Source organism: Pseudomonas sp. PS02290 (genome assembly GCF_029960075.1).
Classification (GTDB): Bacteria; Pseudomonadota; Gammaproteobacteria; order Pseudomonadales; family Pseudomonadaceae; genus Aquipseudomonas.
The window spans coordinates 1-25226 of sequence record NZ_JASCOY010000061.1; the positions used below are offsets into that span (position 1 = coordinate 1).

General features: G+C 60.1%; 21 protein-coding genes and 3 tRNA genes. 17 read left to right on the plus strand and 7 right to left on the minus strand.

What is annotated here, in order from left to right; genetic code table 11:
- Positions 1 to 293: 293 nt before the first annotated feature.
- On the minus strand, positions 294 to 2894 hold the full coding sequence (gene acnB / locus QMX88_RS21050) for a bifunctional aconitate hydratase 2/2-methylisocitrate dehydratase (protein WP_282372156.1): 2601 nt from the start codon (positions 2892 to 2894) through the stop codon (positions 294 to 296).
- A 402-nt stretch (positions 2895 to 3296) separates the two neighbouring features.
- Between acnB and QMX88_RS21055 the strand changes: the two genes are divergently transcribed.
- The 6 genes from QMX88_RS21055 to QMX88_RS21080 all read left to right on the plus strand — a co-directional run bounded on the left by QMX88_RS21055 (position 3297) and on the right by QMX88_RS21080 (position 9487).
- Positions 3297 to 3770, plus strand: a complete 474-nt coding sequence (locus QMX88_RS21055) for a DUF1289 domain-containing protein (RefSeq protein WP_065986417.1) — start codon at positions 3297 to 3299, stop codon at positions 3768 to 3770.
- A gap of 119 nt (positions 3771 to 3889) precedes the next feature.
- Positions 3890 to 4498, plus strand: a complete 609-nt coding sequence (locus QMX88_RS21060; protein WP_122537832.1) for a tRNA-(ms[2]io[6]A)-hydroxylase — start codon at positions 3890 to 3892, stop codon at positions 4496 to 4498.
- Between the two features lie 144 nt (positions 4499 to 4642).
- Complete coding sequence (locus QMX88_RS21065; protein WP_192174116.1) at positions 4643 to 5116, plus strand: MarR family winged helix-turn-helix transcriptional regulator; 474 nt, start codon at positions 4643 to 4645, stop codon at positions 5114 to 5116.
- Positions 5113 to 6609, plus strand: coding sequence for an efflux transporter outer membrane subunit (locus tag QMX88_RS21070; protein WP_282372157.1), 1497 nt, complete (start codon positions 5113 to 5115; stop codon positions 6607 to 6609). The genes QMX88_RS21065 and QMX88_RS21070 overlap by 4 nt, the downstream gene beginning before the upstream one ends.
- A 10-nt stretch (positions 6610 to 6619) precedes the next feature.
- Complete coding sequence (locus tag QMX88_RS21075) at positions 6620 to 7885, plus strand: efflux RND transporter periplasmic adaptor subunit (protein WP_282372158.1); 1266 nt, start codon at positions 6620 to 6622, stop codon at positions 7883 to 7885.
- Between the two features lie 69 nt (positions 7886 to 7954).
- Positions 7955 to 9487: a DHA2 family efflux MFS transporter permease subunit gene (locus tag QMX88_RS21080; RefSeq protein WP_282372159.1), complete on the plus strand. Its 1533-nt coding sequence runs from the start codon at positions 7955 to 7957 to the stop codon at positions 9485 to 9487.
- A 197-nt stretch (positions 9488 to 9684) separates the two neighbouring features.
- Here QMX88_RS21080 and QMX88_RS21085 read toward each other — a convergent pair whose 3' ends face one another.
- Positions 9685 to 10410 carry a UDP-2,3-diacylglucosamine diphosphatase gene (locus QMX88_RS21085; RefSeq protein ID WP_282372160.1) on the minus strand — a complete coding sequence of 242 codons (726 nt, stop codon included), beginning with the start codon at positions 10408 to 10410 and terminating at the stop codon, positions 9685 to 9687.
- The gene (locus tag QMX88_RS21090; protein WP_282372162.1) at positions 10407 to 10910 is read right to left on the minus strand and encodes a peptidylprolyl isomerase; all 504 of its coding nucleotides are present in this window, start codon (positions 10908 to 10910) and stop codon (positions 10407 to 10409) included. Before QMX88_RS21090 ends, QMX88_RS21085 begins: the two co-directional genes overlap by 4 nt.
- A 275-nt stretch (positions 10911 to 11185) precedes the next feature.
- Here QMX88_RS21090 and QMX88_RS21095 point away from each other — a divergent pair, with 275 nt between their 5' ends.
- Together QMX88_RS21095 and cysS are read left to right on the plus strand one after the other, a co-directional pair.
- The gene (locus QMX88_RS21095) at positions 11186 to 12883 is read left to right on the plus strand and encodes a glutamine--tRNA ligase/YqeY domain fusion protein (protein ID WP_282372164.1); all 1698 of its coding nucleotides are present in this window, start codon (positions 11186 to 11188) and stop codon (positions 12881 to 12883) included.
- A gap of 10 nt (positions 12884 to 12893) precedes the next feature.
- Positions 12894 to 14276 carry a cysteine--tRNA ligase gene (gene cysS, locus QMX88_RS21100; protein ID WP_282372165.1) on the plus strand — a complete coding sequence of 461 codons (1383 nt, stop codon included), beginning with the start codon at positions 12894 to 12896 and terminating at the stop codon, positions 14274 to 14276.
- 253 nt (positions 14277 to 14529) lie between these two features.
- On the opposite strand, the gene QMX88_RS21105 is transcribed toward cysS, so the two are convergent.
- From QMX88_RS21105 to QMX88_RS21115, 3 genes are all read right to left on the minus strand, one after another.
- Positions 14530 to 14907, minus strand: a complete 378-nt coding sequence (locus tag QMX88_RS21105; protein WP_074892086.1) for a type II toxin-antitoxin system VapC family toxin — start codon at positions 14905 to 14907, stop codon at positions 14530 to 14532.
- Positions 14904 to 15143, minus strand: coding sequence for a type II toxin-antitoxin system Phd/YefM family antitoxin (locus QMX88_RS21110; RefSeq protein WP_065986546.1), 240 nt, complete (start codon positions 15141 to 15143; stop codon positions 14904 to 14906). The genes QMX88_RS21105 and QMX88_RS21110 overlap by 4 nt, the downstream gene beginning before the upstream one ends.
- Positions 15144 to 15313: 170 nt before the next feature.
- Positions 15314 to 17179: a sigma-54-dependent Fis family transcriptional regulator gene (locus QMX88_RS21115; protein WP_282372167.1), complete on the minus strand. Its 1866-nt coding sequence runs from the start codon at positions 17177 to 17179 to the stop codon at positions 15314 to 15316.
- A gap of 354 nt (positions 17180 to 17533) precedes the next feature.
- Here QMX88_RS21115 and QMX88_RS21120 point away from each other — a divergent pair, with 354 nt between their 5' ends.
- Genes QMX88_RS21120 through QMX88_RS21145 form a run of 6 tightly spaced genes read left to right on the plus strand, consistent with a single transcriptional unit; the run spans position 17534 to position 23594 of the window.
- The gene (locus QMX88_RS21120; protein ID WP_282372168.1) at positions 17534 to 18628 is read left to right on the plus strand and encodes an ABC transporter ATP-binding protein; all 1095 of its coding nucleotides are present in this window, start codon (positions 17534 to 17536) and stop codon (positions 18626 to 18628) included.
- Positions 18628 to 19758, plus strand: coding sequence for an ABC transporter ATP-binding protein (locus QMX88_RS21125; RefSeq protein WP_282372169.1), 1131 nt, complete (start codon positions 18628 to 18630; stop codon positions 19756 to 19758). The genes QMX88_RS21120 and QMX88_RS21125 overlap by 1 nt, the downstream gene beginning before the upstream one ends.
- Positions 19751 to 20617 carry a carbohydrate ABC transporter permease gene (locus tag QMX88_RS21130; protein WP_122537610.1) on the plus strand — a complete coding sequence of 289 codons (867 nt, stop codon included), beginning with the start codon at positions 19751 to 19753 and terminating at the stop codon, positions 20615 to 20617. Before QMX88_RS21125 ends, QMX88_RS21130 begins: the two co-directional genes overlap by 8 nt.
- Positions 20618 to 20644: 27 nt before the next feature.
- On the plus strand, positions 20645 to 21445 hold the full coding sequence (locus QMX88_RS21135; RefSeq protein ID WP_122537834.1) for a carbohydrate ABC transporter permease: 801 nt from the start codon (positions 20645 to 20647) through the stop codon (positions 21443 to 21445).
- A gap of 11 nt (positions 21446 to 21456) precedes the next feature.
- On the plus strand, positions 21457 to 21729 hold the full coding sequence (locus QMX88_RS21140; protein ID WP_065986436.1) for a DUF2160 domain-containing protein: 273 nt from the start codon (positions 21457 to 21459) through the stop codon (positions 21727 to 21729).
- Positions 21730 to 21788: 59 nt separating this feature from the next.
- Positions 21789 to 23594 carry an ABC transporter substrate-binding protein gene (locus tag QMX88_RS21145; protein ID WP_192174105.1) on the plus strand — a complete coding sequence of 602 codons (1806 nt, stop codon included), beginning with the start codon at positions 21789 to 21791 and terminating at the stop codon, positions 23592 to 23594.
- Positions 23595 to 23684: 90 nt separating this feature from the next.
- On the opposite strand, the gene folD is transcribed toward QMX88_RS21145, so the two are convergent.
- Positions 23685 to 24539, minus strand: a complete 855-nt coding sequence (gene folD, locus QMX88_RS21150) for a bifunctional methylenetetrahydrofolate dehydrogenase/methenyltetrahydrofolate cyclohydrolase FolD (protein WP_133776580.1) — start codon at positions 24537 to 24539, stop codon at positions 23685 to 23687.
- 310 nt (positions 24540 to 24849) lie between these two features.
- Between folD and QMX88_RS21155 the strand changes: the two genes are divergently transcribed.
- From QMX88_RS21155 to QMX88_RS21165, 3 genes are all read left to right on the plus strand, one after another.
- Positions 24850 to 24926: transfer RNA gene (locus QMX88_RS21155), tRNA-Arg, on the plus strand.
- Between the two features lie 59 nt (positions 24927 to 24985).
- Positions 24986 to 25061 (plus strand) — tRNA-His (locus tag QMX88_RS21160).
- Positions 25062 to 25117: 56 nt separating this feature from the next.
- Positions 25118 to 25202 (plus strand) — tRNA-Leu (locus tag QMX88_RS21165).
- The last annotated feature ends 24 nt before the right edge of the window (positions 25203 to 25226 follow it).

Consider the following 25226-nt stretch of genomic DNA (forward strand, 5'->3'; position numbering starts at 1 on the left):
CGACTTGGGTGCAGGCTGAACGTAGACGATGCGCAGTGGGCCGAGCCGCATGGATGCGGCGAGAGCGCCGTCAGGACATGGATGTCCGTTCGGCGCGGGCCCACGGAGCGAGACCGGAGTGAAGGAACCCTGACGAAGGAAGGGCCTAACCAGGAGCAGGCACCCTTGGTTACTTGGGGTGCTTTTCCAAGTAACTCGCCGAAGGCGAAACAGTCTGCCCCCAGGCAGACGCCCTTGATCTTAAAAACAAAAAACCCCGCCGAAGCGGGGTTCTTTCAACACGGTCTCAGCTATTAAGCCTGAACAACCGGGATATTAGCGTTCGCTGCAGCCTCACGGAATTCCGCGATCTGATCGAAGCTCAAGTAACGGTAAACATCGGCAGCCATACTGTCGATCTTGCCCGCGTACTCCATATACTCCTCGACCGTCGGCAGACGACCCAGAATCGACGCCACCGACGCCAACTCAGCCGACGCCAGATACACGTTCGCCCCATCACCCAAACGGTTCGGGAAGTTACGGGTCGACGTCGACACCACCGTCGAATTCGGCTCAACACGTGCCTGGTTACCCATGCACAGCGAACAGCCCGGCATTTCCATGCGCGCGCCAGCCTTGCCGTAAATGCCGTAGTAACCTTCCTCGGTCAACTGATGAGCATCCATCTTCGTCGGCGGCGACAGCCACAGACGCGTCGGCAACTGACCCTTCACCTGCTCCAGCAACTTGCCGGCGGCGCGGAAGTGACCAATGTTGGTCATGCACGAACCGATGAACACCTCGTCGATCTTCTCGCCAGCGACGCTCGACAACAGACGGGCATCGTCCGGGTCGTTCGGCGCGCAGAGCACAGGCTCTTTTACATCGGCCAGATCGATCTCGATGATTTCAGCGTATTCCGCGTCAGCGTCGGCTTCCAGCAGTTCTGGATTGGCCACCCAGGCTTCCATCGCCTGAGCACGACGCTCCAGGGTACGCGGGTCGCCGTAGCCTTCGCCGATCATCCAGCGCAGCAGGGTGATGTTCGACTTCAGGTACTCGGCGATCGACTCTTTCGACAGCTTGATGGTGCAACCGGCGGCAGAGCGTTCGGCCGAAGCGTCGGACAGCTCGAAAGCCTGTTCGACGGTCAGGGTTTCCAGACCTTCGATCTCCAGAATGCGACCGGAGAAGGCGTTCTTCTTGCCCTTCTTCTCGACCGTCAGCAGGCCTTTCTGAATGGCGTAGTACGGAATCGCATGAACCAGGTCGCGCAGGGTGACGCCCGGTTGCAGCTTGCCCTTGAAACGAACCAGGATCGACTCCGGCATGTCCAGCGGCATGACGCCAGTGGCAGCGGCGAACGCGACCAGACCGGAACCGGCCGGGAACGAGATACCGATCGGGAAACGGGTGTGGGAGTCACCACCGGTACCGACGGTGTCCGGCAGCAGCATGCGGTTCAGCCAGCTGTGGATGATGCCGTCGCCCGGACGCAGGGAAACGCCGCCGCGGGTCATGATGAAGTCAGGCAGCGTGTGGTGAGTCTTGACGTCGATCGGCTTCGGATACGCCGCGGTGTGGCAGAACGACTGCATCACCAGATCGGTGGAGAAGCCCAGGCACGCCAGGTCTTTCAGTTCGTCACGGGTCATTGGACCGGTGGTGTCCTGAGAACCGACGGTGGTCATCTTCGGCTCGCAGTAAGTGCCCGGACGGATACCGTCGGTGCCGCAGGCCTTGCCGACCATCTTCTGCGCCAGGGTGAAACCCTTGGTGCTGGCAGCGGGAACGTCAGGCAGCTTGAACAGCGTCGAAGGCGGCAGGCCCAGTTCGGTGCGGGCCTTGCCGGTCAGGCCACGACCGATGATCAGCGGAATACGGCCGCCAGCGCGGACTTCGTCGAGCAGCACCGGCGTCTTCAGTTCGAAGGTCGCCAGGATTTCGTCGGTGCCATGTTTGGTGACTTTGCCGGCATACGGGTAAACGTCGATGACGTCGCCCATGTTGATGTTCGATACGTCGAACTCGATCGGCAGGGCGCCCGCATCTTCCATGGTGTTGTAGAAGATCGGTGCGATCTTGCTGCCGAAGCAGAAGCCGCCGGCGCGCTTGTTCGGCACGTTCGGGATGTCGTCGCCGAAGAACCACAGCACCGAGTTGGTGGCCGATTTACGCGAGGAACCGGTACCGACCACGTCACCGACGTAGGCGATAGGGAAACCCTGGCTGCGCATGTCTTCGATCTGCTTCATCGGACCGATGGAGCCTTGCACGTCAGGGACGATGCCGTCGCGGGCCATTTTCAGCATGGCCAGGGCGTGCAGCGGGATGTCCGGGCGGGACCAGGCGTCAGGCGCAGGCGACAGGTCGTCGGTGTTGGTTTCGCCGGTGACCTTGAAGACGCGCAGGCTGATCTTTTCGGCCAGGGTCGGACGTTTCTGGAACCACTCGCCGTCAGCCCAGGACTGCAGCACGCCCTTGGCGTGTGCGTTGCCGTTCTTGGCTTTTTCAGCGACGTCGTGGAAGGCATCGAACATCAGCAGGGTGTGCTTTAGTTGCTCTGCAGCGACGGGTGCCAGCTCGGCGTCGTCCAGCAGATCAACCATGGTCACGATGTTGTAGCCGCCCTGCATGGTGCCGAGCAGTTCGACGGCGCGCTTCTTGTCGAGCAGAGGGGAATGAACTTCGCCCTTGGCCAGGGCAGAAAGGAAACCGGCTTTGACGTAGGCAGCTTCGTCAACGCCCGGTGGAACGCGATTGGTGATCAGGTCAAGCAGGAAAGCTTCTTCGCCAGCCGGTGGGTTTTTCAGCAGCTCGACCAGGCCTGCAGTTTGTTCGGCGTTAAGCGGCTGGGGCACGATACCCTGGGCGGCACGCTCTTCGATGTGTTTACGGTAGGCTTCAAGCACAGTATTACCCTCATCAGTGGTCCCAAATGGGTGTCCGGGACGCTCATCCAGAGAAGGTCCGCATCGGCGCTCTCGAACTTTTTAAAGTTTCTTGGCAGGAAGCTGACGATCTCCAACAGAAGCTGTTTTCAAAGTTTTACGCCTGCATGATCGGTCGGGGGAGGGGACGTAAGCGAACTTACGTCGGACCGGACTGCGGGGCGGGCCTTCGTAAAAGGCCCTGACTGTGCTCGTGACGCTTTGAAAACAGCTTCCAACGGACATTGGCGCCTTAAAAGGCCCGGTGATTCTACGGTAAAAAACCGCTGAAGGTAAGTTAGCCCCTACAGGTTGAAGGGTGTACCTCGTTAGACAAAGGGCTAACATGCCGGCTTGTTTCGTTCGCCGTCGTGTTTCCTTGCCATGCCCAATCAAATCATCAAGACGCCCTGCGTGGGTCTGTGCTCCACCGTCTACGGCGACCTCGTGTGCCGGGGATGCAAGCGCTTCCACCACGAAGTGATCCACTGGAACGGCTACGACGAGGATGCAAAGCGCGCCGTCTGGCTGCGCCTTGAACAGCTGCTGGTGCAAGTGATGGCGGGGAAAGTCGAGGTGTTCGACCCGGCCAGGCTGCGGGCGCAACTGGAGCAGCGCAAGATTCGCTTCGTCCCCCATCAGTCGGAATATTGCTGGGCCTACCAGCTGATTGCCCGGGGCGCGAGGGTGATCAACCAGCTGGACGCCTACGGCATGGTGCTGCTGCCGGAGTTTCGCGACTGGTCGCTGCCTGAGCTGCGCGATGCCATTGATCGGGAATTCTTCCTGCTGTCCGAAGCGCACTACGAGCGCTACATCGCGCCGGGCTTCCTCAAGGATGCGATGGGCGCGGTCTGATCGTGACCTGATTCTCGCGCCCGGTCCCGACAATCCATGCTTTTCATCTGCGCACGCTGGCTCTGCCCGTCAGGCTCCGTATAATGCTGCGCCTTGCCCAGCCAGCCATCCGTGAACCCATGCAGATCTATCCAGAAATCGACGCTTTCCTGCTTTGCCCCACGCCCGACAGTTGGGTTCAGGCCGCCTTGCAGAATCTGGATATCCTGCTGATCGATCACGCCAACAATGAAAAGAAGGCCGCCGGCGCGGCGTTTCAGTTCATGTTCCAGTACAACGACAAGTTCGACCTGCTGGCCAAGATGTCCCGGCTGGCGCGCGAAGAGCTGCGTCACTTCGAACAAGTGATCGGCATCATCAAGAAGCGCGGCATTCCGATGGCCAACATCAGCTCGGCGCGCTATGCCGGGTCGCTGCGCAAACTCGTTCGTACCCACAACCCGTATCGCCTGACCGACGCGCTGGTCGTCGGCGCCATCGTCGAAGCGCGCTCGTGCGAACGCTTCGCTGCGTTGGTGCCGCATCTGGACGAAGACTTGTCGAAGTTTTACGCCAGCCTGCTCAAGTCCGAGGCCCGGCATTTTCAGGACTACCTGAAACTCGCCTACACCTACGGCACTGAAGCGGACGTCGACGCCAAGATCGAAGAAATCCGCCTGGCCGAGCGCGAGCTGATCCTGAGCCCGGATGAAGATTTCCGCTTCCACAGCGGTGTGCCGGCGCTCTAAGCCACTCTATAAAACAACCCATTCAGCAGGCGAACTACGTTCGTCCGAATTCGCGCACCCTAAATATTGTTTCATTGTGTGTTTACTGCCTAGGCAGTAAGATCCCCTCCATTCACTGCCTAAGCAGATAATGGGTGGCTATCAATGGCGCATTTCACTCCTGAAAATTTTCACGACAGTCTGCTGGGCATGTTGCTGGGCCGGACTGAACAACTGAAAAACCGCATCCTCGACCGGCATCTCGAGCCCCACGGCGTCACTGCGCAGCAGTTCAAAGTGCTGGTGATGATCGCGCGTTTCTGCGCTGAGACCCCGGCCGACATCTGCCGCATGTTGAATCTCGACAGTGGTTCGATGACCCGCATGCTCGACCGTCTGGAGCAGAAAAACCTGCTGTCCCGCGCGCGCTCGGAATCCGATCGGCGTCAGGTGCAACTGGTGCTGACCGAGGAAGGCAAGGCGCTCTCCGACCTGTTGCCGGAAATCGGCGCACACGCGATGAACGAGATGGTCGGGGTGCTGGAAGACAGCGAGCTGCTGGCCCTGGAAAAGATTCTGACGAAAATTCTGGTTGCCTCGGGCGACCCCATTACGATTGCCCGGATTGCCGAACAATGAGCACTCACCTTCAGCGGGGCTCGACCCTGCGCACGTCCCTGAGCCTGATAGTCGTGGCACTGGTGCTGGCCGGTTGCGCGAGCTCCAAAGGCCTGAAAACCGAAGCCGTCGGCATCGATGCCAACAGTCTGCAGACCGCTCAAAGCCTCAATGGCATCACCCTGTCGCCGGCCGCCTGGCCCAAGCGCGACTGGTGGACCAGCCTGGGCGATCCACAACTCAATAGCCTGATCACCGAAGCACTGCGCGACAGTCCGGACATGCAGATCGCTGCCGCCCGCACCCATCAGGCGACCGCGCAGGCCTATGCCGCCGACGCCGAACGCATGCCGACCGTGGATGCCGACGCCAGCGTCAGCCGTTCGCGCCTGGCCCGTGATCAGGACCCGACCGGGGCGGGCGACCGCTACAGCACCTTGCGCAGCCTGAGCGCCGGCTTCAATTACAACTTCGACTTGTGGGGCGGCCAGCGTGCGGCCTGGGAAGCGGCGTTGGGCCAGGCCCGTGCCAGCGAAGTCGACCAGCAAGCAGCGCAATTGACCCTGGCCGCCGACGTCGCCCGCGCTTACAGCGACCTGGGCCAGGCCTACATCGTCCGTGACCTGGCGGCTGAAGACCTCAAGCGCACAAGTCAATTGCTTGACCTGGGATCGCGGCGCTTCAAGTCGGGCATCGACAGCGAGTACCAGTACGAGCAGACCCAGAGCCTGGAAGCCAACTCTCGCGAGTCGTTGGCGGACGCGGAAAAAAGCCTGCGCAGCGCCAAGATCCAGCTGGCCGTGCTGATGGGCAAAGGCCCGGACCGTGGCGAACAACTGAGCCGGCCTGCCGTGTTGCAACCTGCGGCAGTCGCCTTGCCGTCGGTGGTGCCCGCCGAATTGCTGGGCCGTCGCCCGGACCTGGTGGCAGCGCGCTGGCGGGTTGAAGCGGCGAGCAAGAACATCGACGTCAGCAAGACCAACTTCTACCCGAACCTCAACCTGAGTGCGTCGGCGGGTGTTGAGTCGCTGTTGGGTGATGCGATGTTCGGCTCAGCCAGTCGCTTCTTCAACGTCGCGCCGACGGTGTCGCTGCCGATCTTCGACGGCGGCCGTCGCCGTGCCGATCTGGATGCGCGGGACGCCGACTATGACCTCGCCGTGGCGCAGTACAACAAGACGCTGGTCCGGGCGCTGGGGGATGTCAGCGATGGCATCGGTCAGTTGCGCGACATCCGCCGTCAGATCGAAGCGCGCCAGCAGGCGACCGACGTGATTCAGAAATCCTACGACACCGTCGTTCAGCGCTACTCCTCGGGGATCGGCAACTACCTGGACGTACTGAGCGTCGAGCAACAACTGCTGCAATCGCAACGCCAACAGGCTGATCTCAACGCGGAACGAATCGATCTTTCGATCCAGTTGATGCAGGCCCTCGGGGGAGGCTTCGAAGACAGCAAGCCCGGCGACAACGCCGCCCCGGTCGTCCCGTCAACTGCTTCGCTGACTCATTAAGGTAATCGTCATGGCCGCTGCCACTACCGACAACAACGCTACAAACGAAGAAAAGGACGTCAACGCCTCCGCGCCTGACAAGGCCGCTGACAAGGGCGCCGAGCAGACCAAACCGACCAAGAACCCGCGCAAGCGCAAGCTGCTGTTGCTCGGCCTGCTGCTGGTCGTGGTGCTTGGCGTCCTTGGCGTCTGGGCCTGGTACGAAATGTACGGTCGCTGGAGCGAGAGCACCGACGATGCCTATGTCAACGGCAACGTCGTGGAGATCACCCCCCAAGTCACCGGCACCGTGGTCAGCATCGGCGCCGACGACGGCGATCTGGTCCGCGAAGGTCAGGTGCTGGTGCAGTTCGACCCGAATGACGCCGAAGTGGCGCTGCAAAGTGCCGAAGCCAATCTGGCGAAAGTCGTGCGTCAGGTGCGTGGTCTGTACAGCAACGTCGACGGCATGAAAGCCCAACTGGCGGCCCAGCGCGCCGAAGTGCAGAGAGCCCAGGACAACTTCAACCGTCGTCGCAGTCTGGCGGCGGGCGGGGCGATTTCCCAGGAAGAGCTGTCCCACGCCAAGGATGACCTGACCACCGCGCAGAATGCGTTGACCAACATTCAGCAGCAGCTGGCAACCAGCACTGCGCTGGTGGATGACACTCAGGTGTCCTCGCATCCGGACGTCAAAGCCGCTGCCGCGCAACTGCGTCAGGCCTACCTGAGCAACGCGCGCAGCACGCTGATCGCTCCGGTCACCGGTTACGTCGCCAAGCGCACCGTGCAGCTGGGCCAGCGGGTTCAGCCGGGCACTGCGCTGATGGCGGTGATCCCCCTCGACCAGCTGTGGATCGACGCCAACTTCAAGGAAACCCAGCTCGGCCAGATGCGCATCGGCCAGCCGGTGGACATCGAAGCCGACCTGTACGGCGGCGACGTCAAATACAGCGGCACCGTGGACAGCGTCGGCGCCGGTACCGGCAGTGCGTTTGCATTGTTGCCCGCCCAGAACGCCACCGGTAACTGGATCAAGATCGTCCAGCGTATTCCGGTGCGGATTCACATCAACGCCGACGAGCTGGCCAAGCATCCGCTGCGCATCGGCCTGTCTACCACCGTTGACGTGAACCTGCACGACCAGAGCGGTCCGGTGCTGGCGCAACAACCGCCGAAGCAGCCGCTGTTCACCACCGATGTCTACGCCAAACAACTGGCCGACGCCGACACGATGATCGCCCGCGTGATCCACGAGAACAGCGCGTCAACCAGCGGCAAGACAGCCCAGCGCTGATTCGCCAATCCATCTGCCACGGCCTGTGTGTACAGGCCGTGGTGATCTTTGAGTGTCAAAGGATTCGCGATGAGTACGAACGCTCCCGCTTCTTTTACGCCGCCAAGCCTGTTGCTGACCACCATCGGCCTGTCGCTGGCGACTTTCATGCAAGTGCTCGACACGACCATCGCCAACGTGGCCTTGCCGACCATCTCCGGCAACCTCGGCGTGAGCTCGGAGCAGGGCACGTGGGTCATCACCTCGTTCGCGGTCAGTAACGCCATCGCGCTGCCGCTGACCGGCTGGCTGAGCCGGCGCTTCGGCGAGGTGAAGCTGTTTCTGTGGGCCACGCTGCTGTTCGTCACCGCCTCGTTTCTCTGCGGCATTTCCACCTCGATGCCTGAGCTGGTGGGCTTTCGAGTGTTGCAGGGCATGGTTGCCGGGCCGTTGTACCCGATGACGCAAACGCTGCTGATCGCCGTTTATCCCCCTGCGAAACGGGGGATGGCATTGGCATTGCTGGCGATGGTGACGGTTGTGGCGCCGATTGCCGGGCCGATTCTCGGCGGCTGGATCACCGACAGTTACAGCTGGCCGTGGATCTTCTTCATCAACGTGCCGATCGGACTGTTCGCGGCGTTCGTTGTGCGTCAGCAGATGGCTACCCGGCCGGTCAGCACCAGCCGCCAGCCCATGGATTACGTCGGTCTGATTACGCTGATCATCGGCGTGGGCGCGCTGCAGATCGTGCTCGACAAAGGCAATGACCTGGACTGGTTCGAGTCGAACTTCATCATTATCGGCTCGGTGATTTCGGCGATTGGCCTGGCGGCATTTGTCATCTGGGAAATGACGGATGATCACCCGGTGGTCAACCTGCGGCTGTTTGCGTTTCGCAACTTTCGCTACGGGACGATCTGCCTGGTAGCGGGCTACGCGGGGTTCTTCGGGATCAACCTGATTCTGCCCCAGTGGTTGCAAACGCAGATGGGTTACACGGCGACGTATGCAGGGCTGGCGGTGGCGCCACTCGGGGTACTGCCGGTGTTGATGTCGCCCTTCGTGGGACGTTATGCGCATAAATTCGACTTGCGCCTGCTCGCCGGCCTCGCGTTTCTGGGGATTGGCCTGAGTTGCTTCATGCGGGCAAGTTTCACCAGTCAGGTGAATTTCGAGCACATCGCCCTGGTGCAGTTGTTCATGGGTGCGGGCATTGCGCTGTTCTTCATGCCGACCTTGAGCATCCTGCTCTCCGACCTGCCGCCGTCGCAGATCGCCGACGGCTCGGGGCTGGCGACCTTCCTGCGCAACCTCGGTGGCAGCTTCGCGGCCTCCTTGACCACGTGGATCTGGATCCGCCGCGCCGATCAGCACCACGCCTATCTGAGCGAAAGCGTGAACGCCTACGAGCCGACGACGCGGCATGCGCTGGAGACCCTGGGTGGGGCGAGCAATCAGGCCTATGCACAGCTCGATTCGATGGTCACCAGCCAGGCGTACATGATGTCCACGGTGGACTACTTCTACATGATGGGCTGGGTGTTCCTGTCGCTGATCCTGATCATCTGGCTGGCCAAACCACCGTTTACCGCGAAGGCGGCGCCTGGGGGAGGGCATTGATTGACGCCGCGCTGTCGGCGTCAAACACAATACTTGTGGGAGTGAGCTTGCTCACGAAGAGGCCGGGACATTCAGCCACTTTCTCTGATGTCAGAAAGTAAGCCTTCGCGAGCAAGGTGGAGCGCCACCCCGGTCGCTCCCACAGGTTCTGCGTTCGACGATCATCGGTGTTCACTTCTGACGCACCGGTGATCTGGTCAGGCCTCAAACGCAAACGACTCCAGATGAAAGCCCGATTCATCGATCTGCAGCAACCACCCCTCACGATCCCAGTCCCCCAGCACGATGCGCTGCGCCGTGGTCTGGCCCAGTTGAACGTCGTGAACCGCAGGCCGATGGGTGTGACCGTGGATCAGCGTCTTCACGCCAGACTCGTTCATCACCCGTGGCACTTCGTCCGGCGTGACGTCGACAATGTCGTTGGCCTTCATCCGCGTCTGCGCACGGCTTTCGCTGCGTAGCTTGCGCGCCAGCTTGTGCCGTGTGCTCAACGGCAGATGCCGCAGCACCCACAGCGTCAGCGGATGGCGCAGGTAACGGCGCATACGCATGTAGGCTTCGTCCCGCGTACACAGGCTGTCGCCGTGCATCAGCAGCACCGGTTCGCCGTTGAAACTCACCACGCTCGGGTCCTTGAGCAGCGTGCAGCCCGCCGCTTTGCAAAACCCCTGACCGATCATGAAGTCGCGATTGCCGTGCATCAGGAACACCCGCGTGCCGCTGTCGCTCAGCGTACGCAGCGCCTGGCAAATCGAGCGCTGAAACGGCGACATGGCGTCATCGCCGATCCAGGCTTCGAAGAAATCCCCAAGGATGTACAGCGATTCAGCCGCGCGCGCACGCCCATTCAGCAGACCGAGAAACGCCCGGGTAATGTCCGGGCGTCCTTCTTCCAGGTGCAGATCGGAGATCAGCAATATCACTCAATGATCTCGGCTTTCTCGATGATCACGTCGTCAGCCGGAACGTCTTGATGACCGGCCTTGGACGTGGTGGCGACGCCCTTGATCTTGTCGACCACGTCAGTGCCTTCGACGACGTCAGCGAACACGGCGTAACCCCAACCCTGCACGGTCTTCGCGCTGTGATTGAGGAAGCTGTTGTCGGCGACGTTGATGAAGAACTGCGCCGAGGCTGAATGGGGCTCCATGGTGCGGGCCATAGCCACTGAGTACTTCTTGTTCGGCAGGCCGTTGTCGGCTTCGTTCTGGATGCTCGGGCGCTTGTCTTTCTTTTCTTTCATGCCAGGCTCGAAGCCGCCGCCCTGAATCATGAAATTGCCGATCACGCGGTGAAACACGGTGTTTTCGTAGTGGCCTGCTTTGACGTATTCGATGAAGTTGGCGACAGTCAGCGGCGCCTTTTCTGCGTTCAATTGCAGAACGATTTCACCGTGGTTGGTGGTCAGCTTTACTTTCGACATGGTCAGCTCGCTCTTTGAAGTCGTAATGGGAGGCAGTGATCGCAGCAGTCGGCCATCGGAATGCGAGGCCAGTCCTGCGGATTCACTTCAGGCGCGCAGTTTACAGAGGGTAGCCGTTGCTCGGGTAGTTGCGATTGAGCAGCAGGTTCCGCCGCTGACCGGGCGCCCATCTCGGCAGTTTTGTCACAGCGCGCTGTCAGGGGCTTGACAGCTTCGGCTATGATAGGCGCTTTGATTTAACCGGCCTTCCTGGCCGCGACCCGTACAAGGATCCTATGAGCAAGCCCACTCAAGATGCCGCTGCGAATTCCAAGGCAGGCCCAGCCATTCCAACCAACTTCCTGCGCCCCATCGTGCAGGCTGACCTGGATTCGGGCAAGCACACCCAGATCGTGACCCGCTTCCCGCCGGAGCCCAACGGCTACCTGCACATCGGTCATGCCAAGTCGATTTGCGTCAACTTCGGTCTGGCTCAGGAATTCGGCGGCGTCACGCATCTGCGCTTCGACGACACCAACCCGGCGAAGGAAGACCAGGAATACATCGACGCCATTGAAGCCGACGTCAAATGGCTGGGCTTCGAGTGGTCCGGCGAAGTGCGTTATGCCTCGCAGTACTTCGACCAGTTGTACGCCTGGGCGGTCCATCTGATCGAAACGGGCAAGGCCTACGTCGATGACCTCACCCCCGAGCAGGCGCGCGAATACCGCGGCACCCTGACCGAACCGGGCAAGAACAGCCCGTTCCGCGATCGTAGCGTCGAAGAAAACCTCGACCTGTTCAGCCGCATGAAGGCCGGCGAGTTCGAAGACGGCGCCCGTGTCCTGCGCGCCAAGATCGACATGGCTTCGCCGAACATGAACCTGCGCGATCCGATCCTCTACCGCATTCGTCACGCCCATCACCACCAGACCGGTGATAAGTGGTGCATCTACCCGATCTACGATTTCACCCACGGTCAATCAGACGCCATCGAAGGCATCACCCATTCGATCTGCACCCTGGAATTCGAGAGCCATCGCCCGCTCTACGAGTGGTTTCTCGATAACCTGCCGGTGCCGTGCAAGCCGCGCCAGTACGAGTTCTCGCGTCTGAACCTGAACTACACCATCACCAGCAAGCGCAAGCTCAAGCAACTGGTCGATGAAAGGCACGTGCACGGCTGGGACGACCCGCGCATGTCAACGCTGTCGGGTTTCCGCCGTCGCGGTTACACCCCGGCGTCGATCCGCAATTTCTGCGAAATGATCGGCACCAACCGTTCCGACGGCGTGGTCGATTTCGGCATGCTGGAATTCAGCATCCGTCAGGACCTGGACCACAACGCCCCGCGCGCCATGTGCGTGCTGCGTCCGTTGAAAGTCGTGATCACCAACTACCCGGAAGGCCAGGTTGACCACCTCGAACTGCCGCGCCATCCGCAGAAGGAAGAGCTCGGCGTGCGCAAGCTGCCGTTTTCCCGCGAGATCTACATCGACCGTGACGACTTCATGGAAGAGCCGCCGAAGGGCTATAAGCGCCTGGAGCCGAACGGTGAAGTGCGCCTGCGTGGCAGCTACGTGATTCGCGCCGACGAAGCGATCAAGGACGCCGACGGCAACATCGTCGAGCTGCGTTGCTCCTACGACCCGGAAACCCTGGGCAAGAACCCTGAAGGCCGCAAGGTCAAAGGCGTTGTGCACTGGGTACCGGCAGCCGAAAGCATCGAATGCGAAGTGCGTTTGTACGACCGTCTGTTCCTGTCGGCAAACCCTGAGAAGGCAGAAGAGGGCAAGACCTTCCTGGACAACATCAACCCAGGCTCCCTGCAGGTGTTGACCGGTTGTCGCGCTGAACCGTCGTTGGCTGACGCTCAGCCGGAAGACCGTTTCCAGTTCGAACGCGAAGGCTATTTCTGCGCGGATCTGAAGGACTCGAAACCCGGTCATCCGGTCTTTAACCGGACTGTGACGCTCCGCGATTCGTGGAGCTAAGGTAGGCAACGTGCTTTCTATCTACAACACGCTCAGCAAGAGCAAAGAAGTCTTCAAACCGCTGGATGGCAACAAGGTGCGCATGTACGTCTGCGGGATGACCGTGTACGACTACTGCCACCTGGGCCACGGCCGCAGCATGGTGGCGTTCGACGTGGTTACCCGCTGGCTGCGTTTCAGCGGCTACGACCTGACCTACGTGCGCAACATCACCGACATCGACGACAAGATCATCAACCGCGCCCGTGAAAACGGTGAAGCGTTCGATGCCCTGACCGCGCGCATGATCGACGCGATGCACGAGGACGAAGCGCGCCTGAACATCCTCAAGCCGGACATGGAGCCGCGCGCCACCGATTACATCGGCGGCATGCACGACATGATCCAGCGCCTGATCGACAAGGGCTATGCCTACGCACCGGGCAATGGCGACGTGTACTACCGCGTCGGCAAATTCCTCGGCTACGGCAAGCTGTCGCGCAAGAAAATCGAAGACCTGCGCATCGGTGCCCGGATCGAAGTCGATGAGGCCAAGGACGACCCGCTGGATTTCGTGCTGTGGAAAGGCGTCAAGCCGGGCGAACCGAGCTGGGAATCGCCGTGGGGCGCCGGGCGTCCGGGCTGGCACATCGAATGCTCGGTGATGTCCACCTGCTGCCTGGGTGAGACCTTCGACATTCATGGCGGCGGCAGCGACCTGGAATTCCCGCACCACGAAAACGAGATTGCCCAGAGCGAAGCCGCGACCGGCAAGACCTACGCCAACGCCTGGTTGCACTGCGGCATGATCCGCATCAATGGCGAGAAGATGTCCAAGTCCTTGAACAACTTCTTCACCATTCGCGACGTGCTGGATAAATACCACCCGGAAGTGGTGCGTTACCTGCTGGTGTCGAGCCACTACCGCAGCGCGATCAACTATTCCGAAGACAGCCTGAAGGAATCGAAAGGCGCGCTGGAGCGGTTCTATCACGCGCTCAAAGGCTTGCCGGTCGCTGAGCCTGCGGGTGGTGAGGCGTTCGTCGAGCGTTTTTCGAATGCCATGAACGACGACTTCGGGGCCCCGGAAGCCTGCGCCGTGCTGTTCGAGATGGTCCGCGAGATCAACCGTCTGCGCGACAGCGATGTCAACGCAGCGGCAGGTCTGGCGGCTCGCTTGAAGGAGCTGGCCAGTGTGTTGGGCGTGTTGCAACTGGAAGCCGATGACTTCCTGCGCGCCGGCGCTGAAGGGCGGGTGGATGCCGCCGAAGTCGAAGCCTTGATCGCCGCACGCCTGCAGGCGCGCGCTGACAAGAACTGGGCTGAAGGCGACCGCATCCGCGATCAACTCACCGCCATGGGCGTGGTGCTGGAAGACAGCAAGGGCAGCACGACATGGCGGTTGGCGGATTGATCAGCCGCGCACACGGTTGATGTGGGAGCGACCGGGGTGGCGCTCCACCTTGCTCGCGAAGGCGGCGTTTCGAACGCTGAATATTTGGCGGATGTACTGGCCTCTTCGCGAGCAAGCTCGCTCCCACAGTTCATCTGTCACCCGTTACATCTGCGGTGATTGTTCCCGTTCTGGGTGGAACAATCAGTCTCACGAAGTTCGTTTGGCAAATTGTTGATGTCGACTGACCTGCTGCTTTTGGCGCCTAGGTGCTTTAGGCCAGAACAGCAAGTGACGTGTACCTGGCAACCATCGCGTCTGACGTAATTAGCTTCATCGGTTCAGTAATGGCGGCAGCAACGATTAGCCTATCGAATGGGTCGCGATGATGGTGTTCCAGATCTTTGACTGCGATTGCATGTTCAACGCTGACAGGGAGCTCGATAAAGCCGCTGTCTCGGCAGTACTCGCGAATCTCCTCGAGATCGGCCGTTAGTTTCCCCAAGCCAATCTTTATCGACATCTCCCAGAACGTGGCGGCGCTGATGTAAACCTCAGTGGCGGTTTCGATCAGTTTTTTTGCTTTGGGAGAAAGCTTCGGGTCGTCAGTCAGAGCCCACAGAAGAATATGAGTATCCAGCAGTATCCTCATGGGCGACTGCCTTCGAAATCATCCAGTACAGAGTCAGAAAGCGGTGCATCGAAGTCGTCCGGTAGTTGAAGAATACCTTTCATAGCACCGATGCGTTTACCGGTGGGCCGTCCGATCGGGACGAGGCGCGCCATTGCTCGACCATGTTTAGCGATCGTGATGGTCTGGCCGGCCGCAGCGTCATCTACCAGTTTTGACAGGTTGTCCTTGGCCTCACCGAGGGGGACGATAATCATGACGTATGCTCGCATTCGGAAATATTGGCCAAATATAGCCATATAATTCTTCTTGCCCAAGCCACCGTTACAATTCTGTGCTGATTGTGGAGACGCCCCGCGTGGGAATGCCTCGTCTGATACTCCGCATCCCGGTTTTGCTGGCTCTGCGCGCTAGCGACAAACCCCAATCAAAACCCCTGTTCCCGCAGTCGCTTGTACAGCGTATTCCGGCTCACCCCCAGCCGCTTCGCCAGCTGCGAGATATTCCCGCCTGCCGCCTGCAACAACTCACTCAACTCCTCCGGCGTGTCCAGTGCAGCCTTGCGGTTGAGCACTGCCTCGGGCTCGACATGTTCACACCCCATCGCCAGGTCCGCAAAAAAGTCTTCCGGCAGATGCTCGGTGGAGATCGGCTGATCGTCGGCGAGCGCCAACGCCACCTGAATCACGTTGCTCAACTGCCGCAGATTTCCCGGCCACGGGTGCCGTTCAAACAGCTCCATCACCTGAGGCTCGAATCCCGCTGTCTGCTGCGGTTCGCGGTGTTGTTCCCAGATCGCACGCACCAGCGCAGGTTTATCGCTGCGATCGCGTAACGGCGGCAGCTCCAGGTTCAGGCCACTGATGCGGTAGTACAAATCCTGTCGAAACCGCCCGTTCTGCACATGCTCGCGCAGTGAACAATGGGTCGCGGAAATTACCCGGATGTCCACCGGGTACAACTCGCTGCTGCCCACCGGCTGCACGCACCGCTCCTGCAACACCCGCAGCAAGCGCGCTTGAACCGGCAGCGGCATGTCGCCGATCTCGTCGAGAAACAGCGTGCCTTTGTCCGCCTTGCGGATCAGCCCGATGCTGCCTTTATGGTGAGCCCCGGTGAACGCGCCTTTTTCGTAGCCAAACAGTTCGGCTTCGACCAGCTCCGACGGGATCGCTGCGCAGTTCACGGCAATCATGGGCTGATCGGCGCGGGAGCTGGCGCGGTGCAGGGCTTTGACGAACACTTCCTTGCCCACACCCGTCTCACCGAGGATCAACAGCGGGACGTTCTTCTCCAGCAGTCGCTGACCCTGGCGCGCGGCTTTCTCAACCCGCTCATCACCCAGCCCTGGCTCAATGGCGCCAACAGTGGCCGACCGAGACGCAACCGATACTTGCACCGGAGTCGGCACCGGCACCGTTCTGAGCTTGAGCACCGGCGCCTTCGGTCGCTTCAGCATGCAATGAAAACGGTTATGGCCCGAGGCCTGAAGCGGAAAGGGCTGGCCTTCCATTTGATCCAGCAGGTCGGTGATCGGCGCCTTGAACAGGTTTTCGATGTTGGCGTTGAGCAGGCTGACGCCCAGTAGATTGTCGGCACGGCGGTTGGCGCAGAGCACCCGGCCGCTTTCGTCAAACACCAGCAACCCGGCCCACTGGCTGTCGAGGTTGTTCAGGCCGGTGTTGAACACCAGCTGGAAATGGCTGTGCTGGAACTGGTCGAGGATCAGCCGGTTTTCGATGGTCTGGCCCATCATCTTGACCATCCCCAGGGTGTGGGAGGGCGGCAGGAAGCTGTCGCTGGACACATCGAGCACCGCGATCATCCGCCGCGACGCATCGAAAATCGGCGCTGCCGACCCGGTCATGAAACGGTTGGCCTTGAGAAAGTGTTCATCGTGTTCAATGTGAACAGCCTGTTCACAGGCCAGGGCCGTGCCGATGGCATTGGTGCCGGCGCCTTGCTCCAGCCAGCTGGCGCCGGCGACGAAACCCGGTTGTTGATCCGGCTCGACGAAGCGCTTGTTACCCCAGGAATTGAGCACCTGGCCTTGCTGATCGGCGAGCAGGATCAGGCAATTGGAATTGCTCAGGATGTTCTCGTAGAAGGGCAGCACCTGCTGGTGAGTGGTCTGCACCAGTGAATGATGGCGCTCGAGCAGTTGCGAAACCTGCTGATCGGGCAGGCGACCGAAGGACGGGCGTGACTGGTGGTCGAGGCCGAACTCGCGGCAACGGGCCCACGAGTCCTCAATGATGCTGTCGTGGCTGGGGGATGCGCCTGCTGTGGCCATGAAATGGCTCCGTCCGAGTACTTTTATTTATTGTTGTCGAGATGCCGCTAGGCAGAGCATCCCTGCTCGAAAACGTCCACCCATTGTTGTTCAGGATTGTTCAAAGTCAATGTTCATTTTGTTCAGGTGTTCAGCCTTTTCTGTTCATTTATGTTCATCAACGAATGCCGATCTGTGCGGCAAATTGTCGCAACCGCTCTAGTCCGCGCATTTCAGCCAGAAAGCCCCCGAGCAGGCCGGTTGGCACGATTGTCGCTATCCAACAAGCGGTCAGCACAATCGGTCAACGGATGTCACGACCTGCCATACGGCACACACGCAACACCCGAACAAAACAAATAAAAAGGGCACGCCATGTCTCTCACGCTTGAGCACGTCAGCCGCTCCGTCGACGGTCAGATCTGGATCGACGATGCTTCGCTGAGCTTTGAACCCGGCTCATTCAACGTATTGCTGGGGCGCACCTTATCAGGCAAAACCAGCCTGATGCGCTTGATGGCCGGTCTGGACAAGCCAGACAGCGGCCGGGTACTGATGAATGGCAAAGATGTCACCCAGGTCGCGGTGCGTCATCGCAACGTCTCGATGGTTTATCAGCAGTTCATCAACTATCCGAGCATGACCGTCTACGACAACATCGCCTCGCCGCTGCGCCAGGCCAAGATGTCGAAGGACGAAATCGACCGCCGCGTTCGCGAAACCGCGAAGATGCTGCGCATCGAAAAATTCCTCAGCCGTCACCCCCTCGAATTGTCCGGCGGCCAGCAGCAGCGCACGGCCATGGCGCGGGCGCTGGTCAAGGACGCCGAGCTGATTCTGTTCGATGAGCCGCTGGTCAACCTCGACTACAAGCTGCGTGAAGAGCTGCGTCAGGAAATGCGCCAGCTGTTCGAAACGCGCAATACCATCGCCATTTACGCCACCACCGAGCCGAACGAAGCGCTGGCGCTGGGCGGGACCACCACGATTCTGCACGAAGGCCGCGTCATCCAGAGCGGCCGGACGCCCGAGGTCTATCACCAGCCGAAAACCGTGCTGGCCGCCGAGTTGTTCTCCGAGCCGCCGATCAACCTGATGCCCGGTCGCATCGAAGGCAACGAAGTGAGCTTCGCCAACTTCGTGCACTTCCCGCTGAACGTCGACCTGCGCGCCATCGGCGACGGCGAGTACCGCTTTGGCGTGCGCCCGAGCCACCTGAGTCTGGTGCCGTCCAACGACGACGATCTCGAACTGGCGGTCACCGTCGAGCTCGCCGAAATCAGCGGTTCGGAAACCTTCCTGCACGTGCGCAACGAGCATTTCTCGCTGGTGCTGCATTTGCCGGGCGTCCATGAGTACGACGTGGACACGCCGATTCGCGTGTACATCCCGACTCACAAACTGTTTGTATTCGATCAGCAGGGCGGCCTGATTCAGGCGCCGGGCCTGCGCATGGCGAGGGTTGCCTGATGGCCGAGATCCGCTTGCAACAACTCGCGCACAGCTACAGCGCCAATCCGACCGGCCCTGAAGACTATGCCATCCGCGAAATGACCCACATCTGGGAGCAGGGCGGCGCCTATGCCTTGCTCGGCCCGTCCGGCTGCGGCAAGTCGACCCTGCTCAATATCATCTCCGGCCTGCTCAGCCCGTCCGAAGGCAAGGTTCTGTTCGACACCACCGTGGTCAACGACATGTCGCCGGAAGAGCGCAACATCGCTCAGGTTTTCCAGTTCCCGGTGGTCTACGACACCATGACGGTGTACGACAACCTCGCCTTTCCGCTGCGCAATCAGGGCATGCCGGAAGCGAAAGTGAAGATCAAGGTGCAGGAAATCGCCGACGTGCTGGACCTGCAGCCGTTGCTGAAGAAGAAAGCCAAAGGCCTCACTGCTGACGAAAAACAGAAAGTCTCCATGGGCCGCGGGCTGGTTCGCGATGACGTGTCGGCGATTCTGTTCGACGAACCGCTGACCGTGATCGACCCGCACCTGAAGTGGAAGCTGCGCCGCAAGCTCAAGCAGATTCACGAGCAGTTCAACATCACCATGGTCTACGTCACCCACGATCAGCTGGAGGCTTCGACCTTCGCCGACAAGATTGCGGTGATGTACGGCGGCCAGATCGTCCAGTTCGGCACCCCGCGCGAACTGTTCGAAAAGCCGCACCACACCTTCGTCGGCTACTTCATCGGCAGCCCGGGTATGAACCTCATCGAGGTCAAGCCTGAAGCCGGCGGCGTGGGCTTTGGCGGCATTCATCTGCCGTTGTCCGAAGCCTTGCAGCAGCGTCTGGCCGCCACTCAGTGGAGCACGTTGAAAGTCGGGATTCGTCCCGAGTTCGTGCACGTCTGGGACGGACCGGTCGATGACGCCATGCAAGCCGAGGTGACCTACGTCGAGGACCTGGGGACCTACAAGATCCTCACCCTGAGACTGGCCGGCCAGCTGTTGAAAGTGCGTGTACAGGAAGACAAGCCGGTGCCCCAGGGCCAGGCCTGGATCAGTTTCCCCGCGCAATGGCTGATGCTCTACGCCGATGAATTTCTGCTGGAGGCCGCGACGAACACACTGCCGGCCAGCGAGGTGTCCCATGACTAAAGTGCAAAACAACAAGGCCTGGTGGTTGGTGCTGCCGGTGTTCCTGCTGGTGGCGTTCAGCGCCATCATTCCGATGATGACCGTGGTCAACTATTCGGTGCAGGACATCTTCGACCAGTCCAGCCGTTATTTCGTCGGCGCCGACTGGTTCCGGCAAGTGCTGCAGGACCCGCGCCTGCATGACTCGCTGCTGCGCCAGTTCATCTACTCCGCCTGCGTGCTGCTGATCGAAATCCCGCTGGGCATCGGCATCGCCCTGACCATGCCGACCAAGGGGCGCTGGTCATCGGTGTGCCTGATTGTCATGACCATTCCGCTGCTGATCCCCTTCAACGTGGTCGGCACCATCTGGCAGATCTTCGGCCGTGGCGACATCGGTCTGCTGGGCTGGATCCTCAACGATGTGCTGGGCATCAGCTACAACTACGCGGCCAATGCGTCGGACGCCTGGGTGACCGTGCTGGTCATCGACGTCTGGCACTGGACCTCGCTGGTGGCGTTGCTGTGCTATTCGGGTCTGCGCGCCATTCCGGACGTGTACTACCAGGCGGCGCGGATTGATCGGGCGTCCAACTGGGCGGTGTTCCGACACATCCAGCTGCCGAAGATGAAGAGCGTGCTGCTCATCGCGGTGATGCTGCGCTTCATGGACAGCTTCATGATCTACACCGAGCCATTCGTACTCACTGGTGGTGGTCCGGGCAACTCAACGACCTTCCTCAGCCAGACCCTGACGACCATGGCTCTCGGCCAGTTCGACCTGGGCCCTGCGGCGGCGTTCTCGCTGGTGTATTTCCTGATCATTCTGTTGGTGTCGTGGGTGTTCTACACCGCCATGACCCACAGCGAAAAGAACTGAGGAGCGCCCATGAACAAGCGCGAGAAAGTGTCGTTCAAAAAGCTCATACCGCTGTGGATCTACCTGCTGTTTCTGCTGGTGCCGATCTACTGGCTGATCAACATGTCGTTCAAGACCAACACCGAAATCCTCGGCGGCCTGACCCTGTTCCCGCAGGACTTCACGCTGGCGAACTACAAGGTGATCTTCACCGACGAAAGCTGGTACAGCGGCTACATCAACTCGCTGTACTACGTCTGCCTGAATATGGTGATATCGCTGAGCGTCGCATTGCCTGCGGCCTACGCGTTTTCACGCTATCGTTTCCTCGGCGACAAACACCTGTTCTTCTGGCTCCTGACCAACCGGATGGCGCCACCTGCGGTTTTCCTGCTGCCATTCTTCCAGCTGTATTCGTCCATCGGCCTGTTCGACACGCACATTGCGGTAGCGTTGGCGCACTGCCTGTTCAACGTGCCGCTGGCGGTGTGGATTCTGGAAGGCTTCATGTCCGGCGTTCCCAAGGAAATTGACGAAACGGCCTACATCGACGGCTATAGCTTTCCCAAGTTCTTCGGCAAGATTTTCATCCCGCTGATTGGCTCGGGCATCGGTGTCACGGCGTTCTTCTGCTTCATGTTCTCCTGGGTCGAATTGCTGCTGGCGCGGACGCTGACCTCGGTCAACGCCAAGCCGATCGCAGCGGTCATGACCCGCACCGTTTCGGCGTCGGGGATCGATTGGGGGGTGCTGGCAGCGGCGGGGGTGTTGACCATTCTGCCGGGCATGCTGGTTATCTGGTTCGTTCGTAATCACGTGGTCAAGGGCTTCGCTCTTGGTCGTGTCTGAGGAGTCGAAAAATGGAGTGGATGTCCTGGACCCTGCCAACTGCTATTTTCTTTGCGTCCATCGCTGCGATTCTGGTTGCGATGACGGCCTGGGAACTGCGTTCGGCGAGCATTGAACGTCGTGGTTTTCTGCCGATTGCCACCACACGCGGCGATCGTCTGTTCATCGGCCTGCTCGGAAGTGCCTACCTGCATCTGCTGGTCATCGGCGCGACGAGCTGGGATATCTGGGTGGCCTCCGGGCTTTCCCTGGTCTGGCTGTTGGTGGTGATGCGTTGGGGTTGAGAAGGTTTAAGCGAAGGTTGAAACGCGGGATCACATAAGAATCAACACAAGAGGTGTCTATGTTCAATAAGAAAAACAAGCTGCGACATAGTGTGACGGTAGCGACGATGGTAATGCTCAGTGGCTTGAGCGTGTCGGCCTGGGCTGATCAGTACGAGGATGCGGCCAAGAAGTGGGCCGACAGCGAGTTCAAGCCGAGCACGCTCTCCGATGCCGAGAAGCTCAAGGAACTGGAGTGGTTCATCAAGGCCGCCGAGCCGTTCCGCGGCATGGACATCAAGGTGGTTTCCGAAACCTTGACCACCCATGAATATGAATCCAAAACCCTGGCCAAGGCGTTCACCGAAATCACCGGCATCAAGGTCACCCACGACCTGCTGCAGGAAGGCGACGTGATCGAGAAGCTTCAGACCGCCATGCAGTCCAACCAGAGTATCTATGACGGCTGGGTCAACGACTCCGACCTGATCGGTACGCACTTCCGCTACGGCAAGGCGATGTCTCTGACAGACCTGATGGCCAGCCCGGAAGGGGCGAAAGTCACTTCTCCGACGCTCGACCTGAAGGACTTCATCGGTACCTCGTTCACCACTTCGCCTGAAGTAAAAGACGCGTCCGGCAAAGTCATCACGCCGGCCAAGCTGTATCAACTGCCTGACCAGCAGTTCGCCAACCTGTACTGGTTCCGCGCCGACTGGTTCGAGCGTCCTGATCTGAAAGAGAAGTTCAAAGCCAAATACGGCTACGAGCTGGGCGTTCCGGTGAACTGGTCCGCGTATGAAGACATCGCCAAGTTCTTCAGCGAAGACGTCAAAGAGCTCGACGGCAAGAAAGTCTACGGCCACATGGACTACGGCAAGAAAGACCCGTCCCTGGGCTGGCGCTTCACCGATGCCTGGTTCTCCATGGCCGGCAGCGGCGACAAAGGTTTGCCGAATGGTTTGCCGGTCGACGAGTGGGGCATTCGCGTAGAAGACTGTCACCCGGTCGGTTCGAGCATCACCCGTGGCGGCGACACCAACGGCCCGGCCGCTGTGTACGCCACTCAGAAGTACATCGACTGGCTCAAGGCCTACGCGCCGCCTGAAGCGGCGGGCATGACGTTCTCCGAGTCCGGCCCGGTGCCGTCCCAGGGTAACGTCGCTCAGCAGATCTTCTGGTACACCGCTTTCACCGCTGACATGACCAAGCCGGGTCTGCCGGTCATGAACGCCGATGGCACGCCGAAATGGCGGATGGCGCCATCGCCAAAAGGTCCTTACTGGAAAGAGGGCATGAAGCTGGGTTATCAGGACGTGGGCTCCTGGACCTTCCTCAAGTCCACCGAAGAGAAGAAACGCCTGGCCGCCTGGCTCTACGCGCAGTTCGTGACGTCGAAGTCCGTCTCGCTGAAGAAAACCATCGTGGGCCTGACGCCGATTCGCGAATCGGACATCAACTCCAAAGAGATGACTGCCCTGGCACCGAAACTCGGTGGTCTGGTCGAGTTCTACCGCAGCCCGGCCCGCGTGCAATGGTCGCCAACCGGCACCAACGTTCCGGATTATCCGAAGCTGGCTCAATTGTGGTGGAGTCATGTGGCTGAAGCCGTTACCGGCGAGAAAACCGCGCAGGCGGCCCTCGACGGTCTGGCCAAGGATCAGGATGCGATCATGACCCGCATCGAGCGCTCCAAGGTTCAGGAACCAAGCGGTTGCGCGCCGAAGATGAACCCGGAAACCTCGGCCGAAGAGTGGTACACCAAGGCCGAGAAGAGCAACGGTGCATTCCTCGCGCCACAACGCAAACTGGCCAACGAGAAACCGAAGGGCGAAACCATCGCTTACTCGGACCTCTTGAAGAGCTGGGAAGCCGCGAAGAAGTAACCTGCACGCTTCTACGTTCGGCGCATAAAAAAACGGCACCCTCGGGTGCCGTTTTTCATGTGCGCGCTTTGGCACTCGGGGCTTGAGAAATCAGCCGTGAAGCGTCTCAGCCGCATACAGCGTGTTTTCCAGCAGGCAGGCGCGGGTCATCGGGCCGACGCCGCCTGGCACCGGCGTGATCCAGCCGGCGCGGGGCAGGGCGGTTTCGTATACCACGTCGCCCACCAGCTTGCCGTCATCCTGACGGTTGATGCCCACGTCGATGACGATCGCGCCTTCCTTGATCCACTCGCCCTTGACCAGGCCGGGCTTGCCTGCTGCCACGACCACCAGATCGGCACGACCCACGTGTCCGGCCAGATCCTGGGTGAAACGATGGGTCACGGTCACGGTGCAGCCCGCCAGCAGCAGCTCCATCGCCATTGGACGACCGACGATGTTGGACGCGCCCACGACGACAGCGTCCTTGCCGTACAGATCGACACCGGTGCTTTCCAGCAGGGTCATGATGCCCTTGGGCGTGCACGGGCGCAGCAGCGGAATGCGCTGGGCCAGCCGGCCTACGTTGTAGGGGTGGAAGCCATCGACGTCTTTATCCGGGCGGATGCGCTCCAGCAGGCTGGAGGATTCCAGGTGCTCGGGCAGCGGCAGTTGCAGCAGGATGCCGTCGATGGCCGGGTCGTCGTTGAGACGATCGATCAGATCGGTCAGTTCGGTCTGGGTGGTTTCACTGGGCAGGTCATAGGCCTGGGAGATGAAGCCGACCTCTTCGCAGTCTTTGCGTTTGTGCGAGACGTAAACCTGAGAGGCGGGGTCGCTGCCGACCAGGATCACCGCGAGGCCGGGCGTGCGCAGGCCTTGCTCACGACGCTGGGCGACTCGTTGGGCGATCTGCTGGCGCAGGTTGGCTGCGATCGCTTTGCCGTCTATTAGTTTTGCAGTCATTACGCGTGATTAACCATCGGAAAGGGAGGGAAAAAGAGCGCGCATTCTCGCATGACCTGACGCATGGGCAAAGACGGTTGGTCCGCTTAATAAGCTAAGCCCTTTAATTAACTGAATTTTTTAGAAAAAAGTGTTGACGACCTTTTGGACCGTCTATAAGATTCGTCGCACTTGTCGGGCACAACCCCACACAGGATAAGCCGGAAGCGGCGGATCAAGTCGAAAGGTTGAATAAGTCAGGTAGAGTTAAGATCGGCTCAGCGTGATTGAAAGCTCTTAATTTGCAGTCTCACGAAGGCAAATGAAATAAGTGCCCGTAGCTCAGCTGGATAGAGCATCCGCCTTCTAAGCGGATGGTCGCAGGTTCGAGTCCTGCCGGGTGCGCCATTAGGCAGCTTTGGCACAAGTAGCATTCAGTTTGAATGCGTCGGTTACAACGCAATATGGTGGGCGTAGCTCAGTTGGTAGAGCACGGGATTGTGACTCCCGTTGTCGAGGGTTCGATCCCCTTCGTCCACCCCATATTCGAAAAGGCGCCAGATTCATAATCTGGCGCCTTTGCTTTAAGCGCTTCAAACGCGGATGTGGTGGAATTGGTAGACACACTGGATTTAGGTTCCAGCGCCGAAAGGTGTGAGAGTTCGAGTCTCTCCGTCCGCACCAGTTAAAGCTCTCGCAACACCTAGG